The organism is Paenibacillus gyeongsangnamensis, assembly GCF_027533625.1.
GTDB lineage: Bacteria > Bacillota > Bacilli > Paenibacillales > NBRC-103111 > Paenibacillus_G > Paenibacillus_G gyeongsangnamensis.
Genome location: NZ_JAQAGZ010000014.1, coordinates 193,637 through 208,888, shown reverse-complemented (window position 1 = coordinate 208,888; position 15,252 = coordinate 193,637). Strand labels below are relative to the sequence as shown.

The window sequence follows — 15,252 nt, the reverse complement described above, 5'->3', positions numbered from 1 at the left end:
GCTCCGTCAGACTTGCGTCCATTGCGGAAGATTCCCTACTGCTGCCTCCCGTAGGAGTCTGGGCCGTGTCTCAGTCCCAGTGTGGCCGATCACCCTCTCAGGTCGGCTACGCATCGTCGCCTTGGTGAGCCGTTACCCCACCAACTAGCTAATGCGCCGCAGGCCCATCCGTAAGCCACAGCTTGCGCCGTGTTTCATGATTCCTCCATGCGGAGTAACCAGCTATCCGGTCTTAGCTACCGTTTCCGGTAGTTATCCCGGTCTTACAGGCAGGTTGCCTACGTGTTACTCACCCGTCCGCCGCTAACCCCGAAGGGTCCGCTCGACTTGCATGTATTAGGCACGCCGCCAGCGTTCGTCCTGAGCCAGGATCAAACTCTCCAATAAAGTGTTGCGCATCCGCTTAGCCGGAGCCGAGCAGAGTGACAACGATTATCGAACAGAGCCGATTAAGCTCAATCTCTTACATTTAACGCTTAGCATTACGAACTCATTTGTTCAGTTTTCAAAGAGCTTTCCTTGCGTCATCAGCTGCGTTCTCGCCGTGACAGAATCATATCTTATCATCTTGCGACGAACATTGCAACTACTTTTTTTCTCCAGCCGATCAGGCATTCCGTAAGTTAACGGCTGTCTTTTTCGGCGACAAGCAATAGATTAACACAAACCGGCACCGGAATGCAACTACCGAATCCTACTATTTTTTTCCCGGGCGCAGATGAGCTTTTCAAAGCTTCGTTCCCGCGGCCTCAGGCAGCTCCCTTCGATTCATCCAAGCTTTTAAAAGGATGCACTCCTGTGAACGAATCTATTCAGCATGATCAACTCCGCCGGCCGTGAAAGCATCTGCGGCCTGCGGTAGCCGGTAAAATGGTCGGCCTGCCGCGTCTCCAAGACGTAAATGACACCACCAGGAGCCCTTCAACGGCGATACGCGCCAGAACGGAATCGTGCCGATCTCCGGCATAAAAAGCCGGAAGCACCTTGCAGGTTTGCAAAGCTTCGGTTCATTGGCCTAAATGGCCGCCTTTGAAGTGGCCTCCACTTACGATATGCGGCATAAAGCCACCCCCTTCTTTGAAAAATCGACCCCGCAACAAAAAAACCGGTTGCGCAGCAATTCGCGCAACCGGCAGCGGATCGGATTAGCCCTCCCCGAGCAGTTTCAGAAGCTCTTCTTCATTGTCGATGATCCGGATGCCCAGTTCCTGCGCCTTCGCCAGCTTGGAGCCGGCGCTATCTCCCGCAATCACGATATCCGTCTTCTTCGAGACGCTCCCGGTCACCTTGGCTCCGAGCTTCTCCAGCTTGTTCGCCGCTTCGTCCCGGCCCATGGTCGCCAGCGTCCCGGTCAGAACGACCGTCTTGCCGAAGAAAGGGTTATCCTCGCTCGCAACGACCGTCGCCTCCTTGCTCCGCGGCGTAACGCCGGCAGCGAGCAGCCGTTCGATACTGCGCTGCATGCCAGGCTCGCGGAAGAAGCCGACGATGCTCTCGGCGACAATCCCGCCGATATCCGGGAGACCGGTCAGCTCCTCCGGCTCGGCCTGCATCAGCTTCTCCAGGCTGCGGTAGTGATCGGCCAGCACCTTGGTCGTCGTCTTGCCGGTGTTCGGGATGCCGAGCGCGTATAGGAACGACGCCAGGTCGCAGTCCTTGCTTTTCTCAAAAGCGGCAATCAGCTTCTCCGCCTTCTTCGTACCGAACCGCTCCAGCTTAATCAAGTCGTCGAACGTCAAATAATACAGGTCCGACGGATCGCGAACCTCAAGCGAATCGTACAGCTGCCCCGCCGTCTTCTCGCTGAACGTCTCGATGTCCATGGCATCGCGGGAGGCGAAATGGGCGATGCGCCCCACCAGCTGCGGCCGGCAATCGGTCCGGTTGGTACAGAAAAGATGCGGTCCTCTCTTTTCCAAGGGATGGCTGCAATAAGGACATTCGCTCGGAGGTTTAATTTCCTGCCCGTCCGCTTCTTCCGTCACTTTGCCCAAAATCTCCGGGATCACGTCGTTAGAGCGACGAATATAGATGAGGCTGCCGAGCGCGTGCTTCAGGTTCTTGCGCTCGATGTCCTCCATGTTGTTCAGCGTGCAGTTCGATACTGTAACGCCCGCGATGTCCACCGGCTCCACCTTGGCGAGCGGCGTTATTTTACCAGATAAGCATATTTTTCATTTTAGACTTATGTTCAAAAAACAGACATCTAGGTTAAGGTTTTGTATTATACACGCAAGTGAATATTTCGGCGTGGCAGAGCCGCGGGGTTAATGAATGAGTGAGAGCCATGACGTTAATCGGGAGAGCCATCAATTGAAGAATGGCTCGGCTCTCAGTCTGCCAGTTTAACTATCGTCTCCCGTTAGAGCTTAATCAACCTTCTACGCTTTACCACATATATGTGATGTGATAGGGTTCAGCTTAACGGTCATATCGGCGAAAAGTAAGTAGAGGTCTCACCAGGTATACTCCTTTCTCTAGAAATAAGGAGGAGGAGTGTCAGCCACTAAACAAGCTTTTAAGATCAAGGGAAAACCTACTGTGTATGTATTATCATATTACTTGGTGTATTTTGAAAATTGAACTTCACTTATACTTTTTTGAAGTCACTACAGGAAGGGGCATTCCCCTGTGCGGTGAAGTCATCACTTCTAGCCAATTGATTACCCTAAGGTTTTTTTCAAACTCAATCACAAGTAAGACTTTCCTATACCACTCTTAGCTTCACGTTTTGCCTCAAGTAATAATACCCTCCAACGATTTTGATGACATCATAATCATAATCTGCAATCATACATTCCTCGTCAAACGCCCCTTGGACCCACACCTCTACTTTTTGTTGAAAGTAAATGCAGTTTTGCAAATCAGCATCTGTACGAATTTCTCTCATATAAGCTTTCCTCCTAGATTTTACTAAAATAAAAAGAGCACCACTAAATCAAGGACGGCTCGTCCAAGAAATAGCAGTGCTTCTGCTTAATAAACAATTTATTGATATAAATTTATAATAAAGTCGTTTAAATTTCAAGTTCCGCTCAAAGTGAAGCAACTTAACATAACTAAAGCACGTAGCCCTTTTTAGAATCTGACTTCTTCGGCAGCAATAGGATATTCATCCCAAGTCCTTCCGTTTAATTCTCGACCAGTACGATGTTTCTGAACACCACCCCACTGCTTAAAGAAGAACGCGACGCCGTCATGTACACATTGATCACGAATAGTTTGTACCCACTCAGGAGCCATCGGACGAGCTCCAGGCCCGCTTTCACCGCCGACAATTACCCAATGGATATTATTTAAATTCATGTGCTGGATTGGACCAATGAGGGGCTCAACTGATAGAAATCGAATTTTCGCAGGTACTCGCCTCAGGTCATCAATCCTGTGTAACACTCGATTATCTTCTACACTTACTCCTTGCCATACATTTGAGGGCCATGGTAAGTCTTGTGACAGTTCCAGTAGGCGATCTGAGCGTTTTGTTAGTATCTGAAATGTATGCCAGTGAGCTTTCTCCATTGTCTGGAATACCGCTTTAATAAATTCAATAGGAACATCTTTGTGGAAGAGATCGGACATTGAATTAACGAATATTCGACGTGGGCTTTTCCAAGTTAGCGGAAGATCAATTAAATCCTGATGCAGAGTAACATTAAATTCATTTATATATCGTGGATTACGCATGGCATGCAACCTTTTAGCCATCTTAGCTGCATAGCAATTTCGGCATCCCTCAGAAATCTTCGTGCAGCCGGTTACAGGATTCCATGTTGCTTCAGTCCACTCTATTGATGACATTGTTGCCATTTGTTTTCCCTCCTTTCGGGTTTAATATATCAAAAACGACCTTTAGAATGTATATAGACGGTTGATTAGATTCCGTCATTTCAATGCCTAATTGTTGAGCGGCTCTGTATGGAATAATATCGACTTCTTAAATACCGTCTATGTATATTCCCATTAGAACAACTTGAGTTGAAGACTTTGCTTTTCGAAAACCGTATCCATTATTTTTTTACCTACCGGATGCTTACCAACCCAAATCATGTAGTACAAGCATTGACCAGTATCACTCTTAAATATGTCGGATATATTTATGTGTTCATACCCAAGGTCTTTAAGCCTTAAAATGTATAGATTTAAAAGTTCGCTGGCTAAGTATAAGCGGCTCTTAGTTATATATATTTCTTCCCATTCACGTGTGCCGAACACTTTGTCTAATCGCTCAGTCGCCCACTTTTCCTGGCTACCTCTTCGAGGTAAATATCTAAGTAAGGTCATGTTGAGTGGAAATAAAATGAACAGCTCAGTTTTCCACTTGGATAGTAGTTCAATGGATTTCCACTGAAGTTGATCAGAAGACGGATCAAGAAAGACGAAAGTCGGTGCTTTATAGTTAATTTTCTTCATGATTGTTGGTAAATGCTCGTTACAATCACCAACATAAACGGTCGCCTTTTGGGTAGCACCATAGTTAGTAATGAGTGCTCTGAGGTTTTCGGCTCTTTCGTCCTCATATTCTACAAAATAAAGATGGGTAAATTTATCAGCATGCTGTAGTGCGATTGCCGCTGAGCCATCAACACTTTGCCCATTGACTTTATCTATCCACTGACCCCTACCAGCAAATCCATCTATATAATAACGATGCATAGCTGGCTTAGTTGCCCTTAGATATGCAGGCAAGTATCTTTCCAAAAAAGCAAGTTTTCCAAGTGACCACCGACCAATAGTATCTTTTTCCCCGTAAGCCATATTACCCACCGTGTTTATTCCTCATCGGCTGAGGGACTTGCTCTAAGTCAAGTTATTTTTTTATTCGCCAGAATTAGAATGCAGTCCTGCCAACGACTAAAAATAAATCTCTTAGAGGCCATATTTCAGAAATGGCGAACGTTCCGTTAAAACATTAGGATTTACTTTTGCTGAAATTTGCTCTTGTTTAATACGATTGTGCCAATGAAGACTGTTCGGTAAGTTTGTGGTAAGATTAGGTAAATAGTCTTGTGATACCAGTAGGGTAACTACATGAAATGAGGAGATTAAGTGGTAGATTTCAAGAAACTTAAGTCGCAAAAAGCTAAACCGAAGTCAATCAATCCAACGGAAATCTTCCGAAGATTACCAAAGCCTCTAGGGATTAACGATCTTTATACGAGTCAAACAGAAATTCTTCAAGCATGGTTTGATCGTCGAACAGAACGCGACATCGTCCTTAAGTTGCATACCGGAGGCGGAAAAACTTTAGTTGGGTTGCTCTTGGCTCAATCGACTTTAAATGAAACTGGTGAGCCAGTACTTTATTTAGCGCCAACTACTCAACTCGTTCAACAAACCCTTGAGAAAGCTGAGGCATATGGTATTCCTGCTATCCCATACAAAAGAGGACAACCACTAGACGACGATTTTATAAATGGGAATGCAATTATGGTAGGTACATATAAAGCATTATTTAATGGTAAGAGTAAATTTGGTATCCGTGGCGAGGTGAACCCGCAAAAGATATCAGCAATTATTCTCGATGATGCACACGCTGCGTTTTCGGTTGTTCGTGACTCTTTTACCCTTGAAGTTTTAGCTAAAGATAATTACGACCGTTATGAAGCACTAGCTGACATTTTTCGTAAATCGTTTAAAGAGATTGATAAACTCGGAACACTAGAAGATATTATTGAGGGAGCAGATTATTCTGTTCTTGAGGTTCCTTACTGGGCATGGAATGAACAGTTAGACGCGGTAAGAGAGCAACTAAAATCGGATTCCGATAAATACGCTTTGGTATGGCCGTTATTGAGAGACCAACTTCACCTATGTCACGCTCTCATAAGCAGAGATGCATTTACAATAACACCAATATTGCCTTTGGTTAATGCTTTCCCAACATTCTATGAAGCGCCCCGTAGGATCTATATGTCTGCCACTATTGCTGACGATAGTGAAATAATTCGTACATTCGATGCTAATCCTGACTCACTCAAGCGTCCATTACAGTCCCGATCATTAGCCGGAATTAGTGAAAGAATGACCCTAATTCCCGAACTGATGAAGTTTGAATTTGAAAGGGAACAGGTAGATAAGTTAATCAAATGGACTGCAAAAACCAAAGCTTTAGGGACAGTAGTGCTTGTATCATCAGATGAAGCGGCGAAACGATGGGCGAATGTTGCTACCGTAGCAAAAGGTTCTGAAGAAGTAGAGCGGTTAGTTACTCAGTTACAGAGTGGAGCAATTACTGGGCCAGTTGCTTTTGCAAATAGATATGATGGCATTGATTTACCTGGAGATTCCTGTCGGGTTCTTGTTATGAGTGGGTTACCCTCCGGAACCTCAAATTATGAACTTTTTAGAGCAAGTACACTTTATGGTGGAACCACGATAACACGCATGATTGCTCAACGAATTGAGCAAGGGATCGGAAGAGGATCTCGAGGTGCTGGGGATCATTGCGTAGTTTTATTAGTTGGAAGCGACATTTCGGCATGGGTAGCTAAAGAAGCCAATTTTCGGTTTCTTACAAGTGCAACAAGAGCTCAACTTGATATGGGAATAGAGATTAGCAAGGAAGTTGAAAGTCTGCAAGATTTGTCGAAAACCATTCAAAGAAGCTTTGATCGAGACAAGGATTGGACTGAATATCACGCAGAAACTCTCGCTGAACTAGTAGATGAAGAGGAAACGAATAATTTTCATATTACGCAAGCTGCAGTTGAAAGGAAATCAATCAATCTGTGGCATGATGGTTATTATGAACAAGCAATAGCAAAACTTGAGCAATTTGTGAGCAACGGCAATCCTTCGTTAGATATTCAGATGCGTGGATGGCTTGAACAGCTAGCAGCTCGAATTGCAGATAAATGGGGTCATACAGAAAGATCACAAGATTTGCAGCGGCAAGCATTTGCTAATAATAGAAACTTAATAAGGCCAAAAGTTCTTCCTCCCTACCGGCCCTTGTCTGTCCCAGTCCCACAAGCTAAATCAATAGTGGAGCAAATAGGAACCTACAGGCTTAGACAAGGATATTTGCAATCATTCGAGGAAATGGTATCTAACTTACACCAAGATGCGTCAGCAAATCGATTTGAACAAGCTCTTGCTGAATTGGCAATTATGATCGGACTTAGTTCAGAGCGATATGATGTTCAAGGTGAAGGGCCAGACGTACTTTGGTTGTTACCAGAAAAAGTAGGACTAGTTATTGAAGCTAAAAGTCGGAAAAAAGGAAAAAATGCATTGACTAAAGAACAACATGGGCAGTTGCTTGTAGCTGCTGAGTGGTTCGAAGGGAAATACCCCGATTATGAGTATGTGCGAGTAAGTGTACATCCTAAGAATCAGGCAACCCGTTCAGCAGTCGCGGGCGCATCCCATGCACTAACCTTTGAGAAGCTAGCTTCTATGATTTCAGATGCTCGTTCGCTTTTAACTTCGCTATGTGAGTCACAGCTTGATATGAAAAATTTAGAGGCAGAATGCAATCGTTTATTAGAAGGCTCAAATCTTCGCTCTGATCGTATAACTGCTCACTATTTAGTACCATTTAGTGTTCAAGAGTGATATACCACCGGTAAAGCCTACAGAAAAGCGTACCCTGTAGGCTTTCCTGTAGGCTTTTCAAGATATACAGCTTCAAGGAGTACATCTCGCGATTGGGCAGCGCCAATTACAAACTCAATCCGAAATCCCTAATTTTTTCGCCGTCACTATGGTACTGTTCAGAGCGACTAATCTTAATCTATTCTGCCCGTTCGTATTAGTCCTTCAAGTGGCTCTTAACATTAACATCATGGCTCTGTTCTCTACCGCCGAAATACTCCAAGATTATCATATAGAATAAATCGACTTTTTTCCGGAGCAATATGGACACTTTGAACCTTTTACCCTTCGTTCCGTTGGAGCAAGCCAACTATGTCCTTTTTTGCATTTCCACCAGATCTTTTTACTGGAACCTTCTGAAATTGAATTTATATTTATCCCAACATTTTTATCATGATCATATTCGATTAAAAGTTTTGGATACTTATTGAATACTGAATCCTCTTTTGATATTCTTACCCTAGAACAATAAGGGCATGCTTTTCTTTTTGTCATTGCATCAATAGTTTCTTCCCATTTGTGCTTCCCGCAAATCCAATTAACCTCTTTATTGCTGTGTGGAAAAAAGTTTTCCGGCTCTAAATCACCATTCTCCTCATAATCCCAATAACTTGCCGCTTCCGGTTCTAATGCTTTAAAACTATTCTTATCAGGAATGACAGCAGTGTTATTACAGAATGGACACTGTTTTTTATCACTTACCCTTTCACATATACTGTCATTCCATTCATGTCCTTCTTTACATTGCCACCAAACTTTTTTGTTACTCTTCTCTTTAAATTCATAAGGTTTTAATTTTCCATTCTTTATAGGATGCCATTCAGAAGCTAGGTCCTTATGTAAAGTTTCAAAGTCGTTTTCGCCCCTAATCGATAATCTACCAGAACAGTACGGGCATCCACTTCCGCTAGCCCTTGAGTATATTACGGCTCCCCATTCATGACCCTTGTTACATTCCCACCATACTTTTTTAGAAGACCCGCGCATAGTCATCTGTGGTGTAAAATGCCCATTTTTCGTAGGATGCCATTCTTTTGCCAAAAGAGGGTCTGTGGTTGCAAAATCGTTCTCTCCAACTATCGGTACCTGGCCAGTACAATAGATACAACCATGATCACGAACTGTCCTATTTTTAACTAAAGCTTGCCATTCATGGCCTTTTTCGCATTTCCACCAAACAGGAATCGGATAACCGACATATATTTCTTCCACGAGAACTGCATTCTTCTCTTTAATATACTCTCTGGATATATTCGGGTAATCATCTACAATATATTTCTTTGAACTCATGTTTAACTCCTATATATTTTTGATTCTGTTTATTAACTCATAACTTATTTTATCATCTTCAATATTAGGGAAGGTATCTTTTACTACCTCTATGATGTCAGCATCGACATCTGAAATCACTCTATCCTCACTTAATTCAACTCCATCATTTTCAAAAACACCATTTTTCTTTAATATATTTTCTGCTTCCCTATCCCATAACATATGTGTCAGATCGTCTTGCTGTTTCACTTTTGTGGTTAATTCCTGTATCTTTTGTTTTTGTTCATCCAGCATTTCTTTAGAAGCATCCATGCTTTTTTGATATTCAGTATATTTTTGTGTAATCTCTTTATTCATTCTTCTTATTTCTGTATCTTTTTCTTGAACCCTAGTTTTTAATTTTAAATTTTCTTTAATAAGCTCTGTATTTGCATTTGACATATCTTCCAACAAAACATTAAGGTTATTTAACGCAACCTTCAAATCATCCTTTTTCATAGAAAGATAACTGTTTATATCAATTTGGGTAAATACAGATTTTGTATTTAGTATTTTCTTATCAGAAAGGCCTGTTATTCTCGTATTCAGACCCTCTAAATATTCTTTTGCTTCTGGATCCCTATTAATAACGTAGTACTTGAAATTGGGTAATTCCAATTCATCATTCGCGTATTTAGCAATTTTAGAAGCGTTTAAGAAAACTGTTCCTCCCGTATAAGCCAAATAAGAATCAATTATGTTCTTTATTTCTTCTGTCGCATAAGCTTTAGGTCTTCCCATTTTATTTGTCATGCATGTTCCCTCCCCCCAGTTCTTCAACATACGCATTTATTAGATTTTCAACACTCGCCTTTAATTGACTTTTCAAAATCACATATTCATCCGTATTTCTAAATTCTTTTTCAGAAGATATCCACCTTTTAAGTCTTTTTAATCTTTCTTCCACTTTTAGTTCCTGTTTTTTAATAAATTCTTTTCGGTTCTTATTACCTTGGTAATACTTGCATATCTCGCAATCGCCCGCAACCGCATAGCAATCTTTCATATTTCCTCGAAGAAATAATGGTGAAAAGCATTTCCCTTGATCAACTTCAACGAAGTTTGTTAATTCGCCTCCACGTATTATAAAATCCTTGCCGATACCTGCTACTGATTCAACAATAATTTCTTTTCTTTTTGACAACTCAAATAAGCTGTACGCCTTACATTTTATGAGGTTTTTCATGTTACCTGAATAGTGAAATATCATATCTACATTTTCGTGACCTGTAATTTCTTTTGCCATAAGAATATTGGCTCCGTTAAGAAGCATATTCTGCATAGCTATATGTCTAGAATCACCTAATGAAATCTTCACTATTTCATTAACTTTCAATTTATATGCCTCGCCAACAATATTTGTCTCTTTTAATTTATCTTTTGGAATTACTCTATAGTTATAGTATTTCTCGATAACATCACAATAGAAAACATCTAATAACCTAGAAAAATGTTTTGTATGAAAGAAACCATGATCTTTAAGCTGGTTATTTGCATTTACATATACTCCATTAACAAACAATGAATCTATGTTTGATTCTTTATAACCCTTTACCAGTTTCTTGTAATCGGAAATCATTGCTGCTATTTCATTCGAAACAGCATACTCATAAATCTTATAATCTTCATCTATCTTATAAGTAATATTTCTATTTCTACTTGCGTTACCTTTCATTTTTGATCTTCTTATTTTAAGATACTGGACCCCATTTCTGCCCTCTACACATTCTTTTGGTATTAAGGTAAACTCAGTGACTCGCACCGGAAGTATCATGGTGATATTCCACCATAAATAAATCGGGTAAAAGAATATTTTTTCATCGATAGTCGCATTGCTCTTCCAATACTCCTCCAGTATTCTTCCAAATAAAAAATAACTCTGATATTCTGCTAAATCTCTTCTTTTTACATAATTATATTTATATCGTTCTTCCTCAAGGATAATATCTTCTGAGGTAAAAGGCATTAATTCAATAAAATCTTGAATTCCTGTTTTAAATAATAAATAGCGCTTTGTAGGGATTTTCGTTAAGCATTCCGTATTGTATAACAACTCTTTAATGTTATACACCAATTCTTGCAAAGTGCCTATAACGTACTGCCCTATACAAAAACAAATATAGCATTTTAATACTTCTTTAAATTCCGTTACAGAATAATGATTCATATACTTTTTTACATACACTTCATCAAAAGTAAAATCTAAAGTAACCGAATCCTTTTCATCAGATAACAGCCATGCATCATCGTTAAATTCAGTTTGTATAACACCATCATTTTGATAGATTTTAAATTTTTCCAAAGCAATATTCTTTTCTTCAGTGCCTATTGTTGAAACCACTTTATGCCGGTTAATATTTTTATTTTGAGTGATTAATGCTAACATCGCCGTTAATCCTCTCCCAAGAAAAGTCTTTGATATTCTGTTATATCCTGTTTATAGATATACTTCATTGACGTTAAAACTTCATAGGCAGCAGGATACAACTTGTTTTCCAAAATCGCCTTCCATTTTAATCTTTCAGCTTTTGTTTTCGCATTTTCAAATTTCATTCTATCCACTTTTATTTCATTATGAAGATCGCTCAGGAATGTTTTTAAATACATTTCCGAACCACAACCTATGCAATGTTCCCTATTAGGCATGTTACACTCTTCTCCAAATGCCTTTCTAATGCAATATACATCTTCATTCTTCCCTACGCATCTACCATCAGCAATTTCCATCAATGCATTTCCCACAATCTCTGTTGCATTTTCATCACTTATGTACATAATTATTTCCGATATTGTCTGTTTCGCTTTTAATTCGACTTTTTCGTCTGTTTGCAGAAGCAACTCTATTTCATGTGGTATCATCCCAAGCTCTTTTATGGTTTCTGTTTGTTTATCTATATGTTTTTTTTCAAATTCACTATCATACAAAGCACTGCACAATAAATAAGGGACAAAACTACAAACACCTCGTTCAAAAAGAATTCTCGTAATATCGTCAACAGAATACCCGTCCATCTTTGCTTTGAGATATTTAGATGTTACTTCCGGTAATGAGCCTAAGCCTCCCTTATGGCTTCTGGAATACGATGCCAGTAAATAACCATTGTTATTATTTTTGTCACCGCTTTCCATGATTCTTTCCATGTATGCCTTATTCGCTTTTCTGTTTGATATTAATCTTCCGGCAAATAAACTATTATATTCTATCCCAAACAATTCAACAGCGTACTTGACATTATTAGGGTGCCGGCATATGGGATTTCCCTTTCCTTCTAATATCGAATGTGCTTCGCATAATGCTAGAAGCATACCAATTGTTGATTTTAAACTTTCAGGAATATACATCTTTAAATTTGGTGAGTTCTGAAACCTTTTTGTTTTTCGTGGTTTTTGATTTTCAAACCCAACTCTTACTACTAATTCATTAACATATGGAATCCAATTTGTTTCACTATAATCATGATCTTTGACCATTCTAATTATTTCTTCCGGCTCAACGCTTAGAGTTATATGAGGAATGTTATTTACAATATCTGCTGAACGCCAAGCGCAAACATAATGCATTGCATGATATAACCACGTTGTTGCTACAGGTTTACTATCTGCTGCATTAATCAACATATCTTTTTCTTTCCAATATTCTTCGTTAAAAACCATATACGCTAATTTTAAATAAACAGATTCATCATAAGCACTGTTATCTCTTTTAATTGCACCTACATGTCCGTCGAACTGGTTAATAATAGAGAATGAGCATGATTCCGCTTGGCTTATATTAAATATAAGATTTGAGAATAGTATGTTGGCATTCTTTGTAATATTATCTACTGCAAACTCCATATATGTAGTGATTTCATCATCGTTAAATTGACTTATTTCTTTTTTACAGGTTAATCTTAAAAAATTTGCTAGTTCATTAATGCCATTCTCCATATCGGGCGGGCTATTTTTCGCAAGTTTGATCAACGCTGTCTTAGTTTTTTGATTACTACTAAAGAAATCATCTTCTAGAAGAATTCTTAATTTCTCATCTTTTGTTTTATTATACATTTTTAATTTTAAAACTATGTTGCTTTTGAATTGTTCTTTATCGTCCTTATTTATATAAAATACTATTGGATTATATGGTTTTGAAATTAGTCTGTGTCTTACTTTAATCCCGAAATAATTCAACCCTGTAAAAAACGAATGAAGATCACTATATTTCGCTTGACTCTCTCTACTTGTAAAATCGATCGTTATGTCTTCATTTTCGCTGATACATTCTGCCATAACATCCTTTAAGCCAATCATTGATTTATCTAATCTGTCGGCTTCTTCAAAATCCACTTTAGACATATAAGCCACATTCTGATACTTGATAATACTAATTCCCATTGCCTTCATATTACGCTTTAATGTTTCTGCGGAAATACCAAAATGTGCCGATGACATATTTATTGAAATACATTCAGTTTCATCAATCATTTTATAATCCATAGAAGTTTTCCTTATTAATAGCATTTATAATATCATTTCCAACCTCTTCACTTGCCTTTTCGTAAAGACGCATTATTTCCCCTTTATTTTGTAAATATGCAAATGCCGTTTCAAGAGAAGAATCACCACGCCAGAAAGCAATTCCGTTTATATCTTCACCATTTAATACGAGCTGTACTGTAAACCAATGCCTAAATGCGTGTAACCCCCAATTGCTCTCATTAAGCATCATACCAAACACTTTTAGTTCAATATCGTCGGATCTAAGTAGTTCAGGAAGAACAATTTCTCGCATAATATTAACAATCTTTTTACAGTATGATTGTTTAGAAATAGCCATTCTTTTTCCGGTTTTCGCATTTATGCTACTATTAACAAACAATGGGGCTTCCGGCTCTAAGTATTTTTCATTTATCATTTTTAAGTGCTCTTCATATGCTTCTTGTATTACTTCAAGGAAAATCGGATAGACAGTTTGTTTTCGTTTAATTTTAATTTTACCAGTTTTCTTTCCGTCACTTCTTAATACATATTCCTTAGTTAAATCAACTTCAAAACTTGTAAATTTTCCATTTTCTTTTACATAGCGGATTCCATTAGGGTAAATACTATTCGCTCTACGAATATTTACTATTTCACCTTCTCTAATGCCTGCACAAAGCTGAAGCAAAACGGCTAATACCAACTCTGGCTCTTCTCGTTTTACTGCTCTTAGAAGGATAGGTATCGCTTTCTGTGGAATATCCCTTAATAAACCTTTACTCGAATTCCCTAAATATGTTGCCGGTATCTCATATTCCCAAACAACTCTGCTTCTCTTTTTACCTACCAATTTATTTGCACTAGTAGATTCTACTAAAACCTTCTTAACATAATAATGCTCATCATAATCAGATCTTTTTTCTTTTAGATTATTCATGAAATGACAAATAGCATATCTCTCTTTTTCAACAGATTGTCTACTTGGGTAATCCCCCATGGAATTTTTCGTCTTAGAATATTCATTCAAATAGTCCACAGCAGATTGAAACGGTATATCTGTAATCCTTTTTGTTTTATATCTTCCATAATGTTTAAAAAGAGCATATGTAAGAAAATTGCATACTCTTCTGACAGAATCGTTATCAATATAATAAGCGTATTTAGACCCATTAACCGCACCAACATACTTATGATAATCGGTCAATCTAATCATTGTTCTATTTAGTTGTATTGAAATTAAGGACCATTCATGTTTTGTTCCGTCTTCTTCTATCCAAGTGTATTGATACGGAGCAAACATCAAATGTTCTGATATTTGGATCTTGTTCATCATATAAGTCACTTCCCTCCCTCTATATACAGGGATCACGGTAGTCTATTTCCATTTTGATAATTCCTCAAACCAGTCACAATGATTCCCAGATAGAAATGGCCTCTTTAAATAATTCAACCTCCGTCGGCTGATATCTTTCCACAAACAAGTTACAAGTTCTATAGTCCAAAAGTAGACGGTAATGATGTCCGATGCTGAACTTGAGCCATGAGAGGGAATTTTTTGACGAGCTATAATGACCGCATTTTAGTGATTTGGGCGTGAAAAGAAGCTACTGAGCAGCTATCATGGCCGTTTGACTACTCAGTTTGGTCATGACGGTCGATTTGTCGTGAGGCAATACTCCCATTTCCACCCTTTCCGTCCCCTTAAGGGGACACGCAGGGGAGTATCCCCTGCGCCCCATCGCTCGCCGCGTGGCAGCCCAGCAAAGGATTGCTGGATATACGTCATCAGTCCAAGGCTAAATAAACGCTTCGCGGCCTTGACTGATTTATAGCGAGCGGTCAACATATCCGTCAACTCTTGGTCAAACGAAACCATCAACTTTTGGA

Annotated in this window: 9 protein-coding genes, 1 rRNA gene and 1 pseudogene; 1 reads left to right on the top strand and 10 read right to left on the bottom strand. The window is 39.4% G+C overall.

Annotated elements, in window-relative coordinates:
* The 5 genes and pseudogenes from O9H85_RS21695 to tcmP form a co-directional block, all read right to left on the bottom strand.
* Window positions 1–387 (bottom strand): 16S ribosomal RNA (locus O9H85_RS21695); the annotation flags it as partial.
* Window positions 388–1,145: 758 nt separating this feature from the next.
* A pseudogene (gene ligA / locus O9H85_RS21690) lies at window positions 1,146–2,162 on the bottom strand (NAD-dependent DNA ligase LigA); the annotation flags it as partial.
* A 545-nt stretch (window positions 2,163–2,707) separates the two neighbouring features.
* Entirely contained in the window at window positions 2,708–2,890 is a 183-nt protein-coding gene (locus O9H85_RS21685; protein ID WP_269883509.1) for a hypothetical protein, read from the bottom strand.
* Between the two features lie 188 nt (window positions 2,891–3,078).
* Window positions 3,079–3,807, bottom strand: coding sequence for a DUF5131 family protein (locus O9H85_RS21680; RefSeq protein ID WP_269883508.1), 729 nt, complete (start codon window positions 3,805–3,807; stop codon window positions 3,079–3,081).
* A gap of 153 nt (window positions 3,808–3,960) precedes the next feature.
* Window positions 3,961–4,755 (bottom strand): three-Cys-motif partner protein TcmP, encoded by a 795-nt coding sequence (gene tcmP, locus O9H85_RS21675; protein WP_269883515.1) that lies wholly within the window; start codon window positions 4,753–4,755, stop codon window positions 3,961–3,963.
* Between the two features lie 291 nt (window positions 4,756–5,046).
* Here tcmP and O9H85_RS21670 point away from each other — a divergent pair, with 291 nt between their 5' ends.
* Complete coding sequence (locus tag O9H85_RS21670) at window positions 5,047–7,557, top strand: DEAD/DEAH box helicase (protein WP_269883507.1); 2,511 nt, start codon at window positions 5,047–5,049, stop codon at window positions 7,555–7,557.
* Window positions 7,558–7,824: 267 nt separating this feature from the next.
* On the opposite strand, the gene O9H85_RS21665 is transcribed toward O9H85_RS21670, so the two are convergent.
* From O9H85_RS21665 to O9H85_RS21645, 5 genes are read right to left on the bottom strand one after another with little or no spacing between them, the layout of a single operon-like run.
* Window positions 7,825–8,886, bottom strand: a complete 1,062-nt coding sequence (locus O9H85_RS21665) for a zinc-ribbon domain-containing protein (RefSeq protein WP_269883506.1) — start codon at window positions 8,884–8,886, stop codon at window positions 7,825–7,827.
* 9 nt (window positions 8,887–8,895) lie between these two features.
* Complete coding sequence (locus tag O9H85_RS21660) at window positions 8,896–9,660, bottom strand: OmpH family outer membrane protein (protein ID WP_269883505.1); 765 nt, start codon at window positions 9,658–9,660, stop codon at window positions 8,896–8,898.
* The gene (locus O9H85_RS21655; RefSeq protein ID WP_269883504.1) at window positions 9,650–11,293 is read right to left on the bottom strand and encodes a hypothetical protein; all 1,644 of its coding nucleotides are present in this window, start codon (window positions 11,291–11,293) and stop codon (window positions 9,650–9,652) included. Before O9H85_RS21655 ends, O9H85_RS21660 begins: the two co-directional genes overlap by 11 nt.
* Before the next feature lie 5 nt (window positions 11,294–11,298).
* Window positions 11,299–13,383: a hypothetical protein gene (locus tag O9H85_RS21650; protein ID WP_269883503.1), complete on the bottom strand. Its 2,085-nt coding sequence runs from the start codon at window positions 13,381–13,383 to the stop codon at window positions 11,299–11,301.
* Window positions 13,373–14,698 (bottom strand): site-specific integrase, encoded by a 1,326-nt coding sequence (locus tag O9H85_RS21645; RefSeq protein ID WP_269883502.1) that lies wholly within the window; start codon window positions 14,696–14,698, stop codon window positions 13,373–13,375. The genes O9H85_RS21650 and O9H85_RS21645 overlap by 11 nt, the downstream gene beginning before the upstream one ends.
* Between the last annotated feature and the right edge of the window lie 554 nt (window positions 14,699–15,252).

Excerpts from the sequence above, each read along its gene's own strand:
- tcmP (WP_269883515.1), bottom strand. The coding sequence starts at position 4,755 with ATGGCTTACGGGGAAAAAGATACTATTGGTCGGTGGTCACTTGGAAAA.
- O9H85_RS21650 (WP_269883503.1), bottom strand. The coding sequence starts at position 13,383 with ATGGATTATAAAATGATTGATGAAACTGAATGTATTTCAATAAATATG.
- O9H85_RS21660 (WP_269883505.1), bottom strand. The coding sequence starts at position 9,660 with ATGACAAATAAAATGGGAAGACCTAAAGCTTATGCGACAGAAGAAATA.
- O9H85_RS21685 (WP_269883509.1), bottom strand. The coding sequence starts at position 2,890 with ATGAGAGAAATTCGTACAGATGCTGATTTGCAAAACTGCATTTACTTT.
- O9H85_RS21680 (WP_269883508.1), bottom strand. The coding sequence starts at position 3,807 with ATGGCAACAATGTCATCAATAGAGTGGACTGAAGCAACATGGAATCCT.
- O9H85_RS21665 (WP_269883506.1), bottom strand. The coding sequence starts at position 8,886 with ATGAGTTCAAAGAAATATATTGTAGATGATTACCCGAATATATCCAGA.
- O9H85_RS21655 (WP_269883504.1), bottom strand. The coding sequence starts at position 11,293 with ATGTTAGCATTAATCACTCAAAATAAAAATATTAACCGGCATAAAGTG.
- O9H85_RS21645 (WP_269883502.1), bottom strand. The coding sequence starts at position 14,698 with ATGATGAACAAGATCCAAATATCAGAACATTTGATGTTTGCTCCGTAT.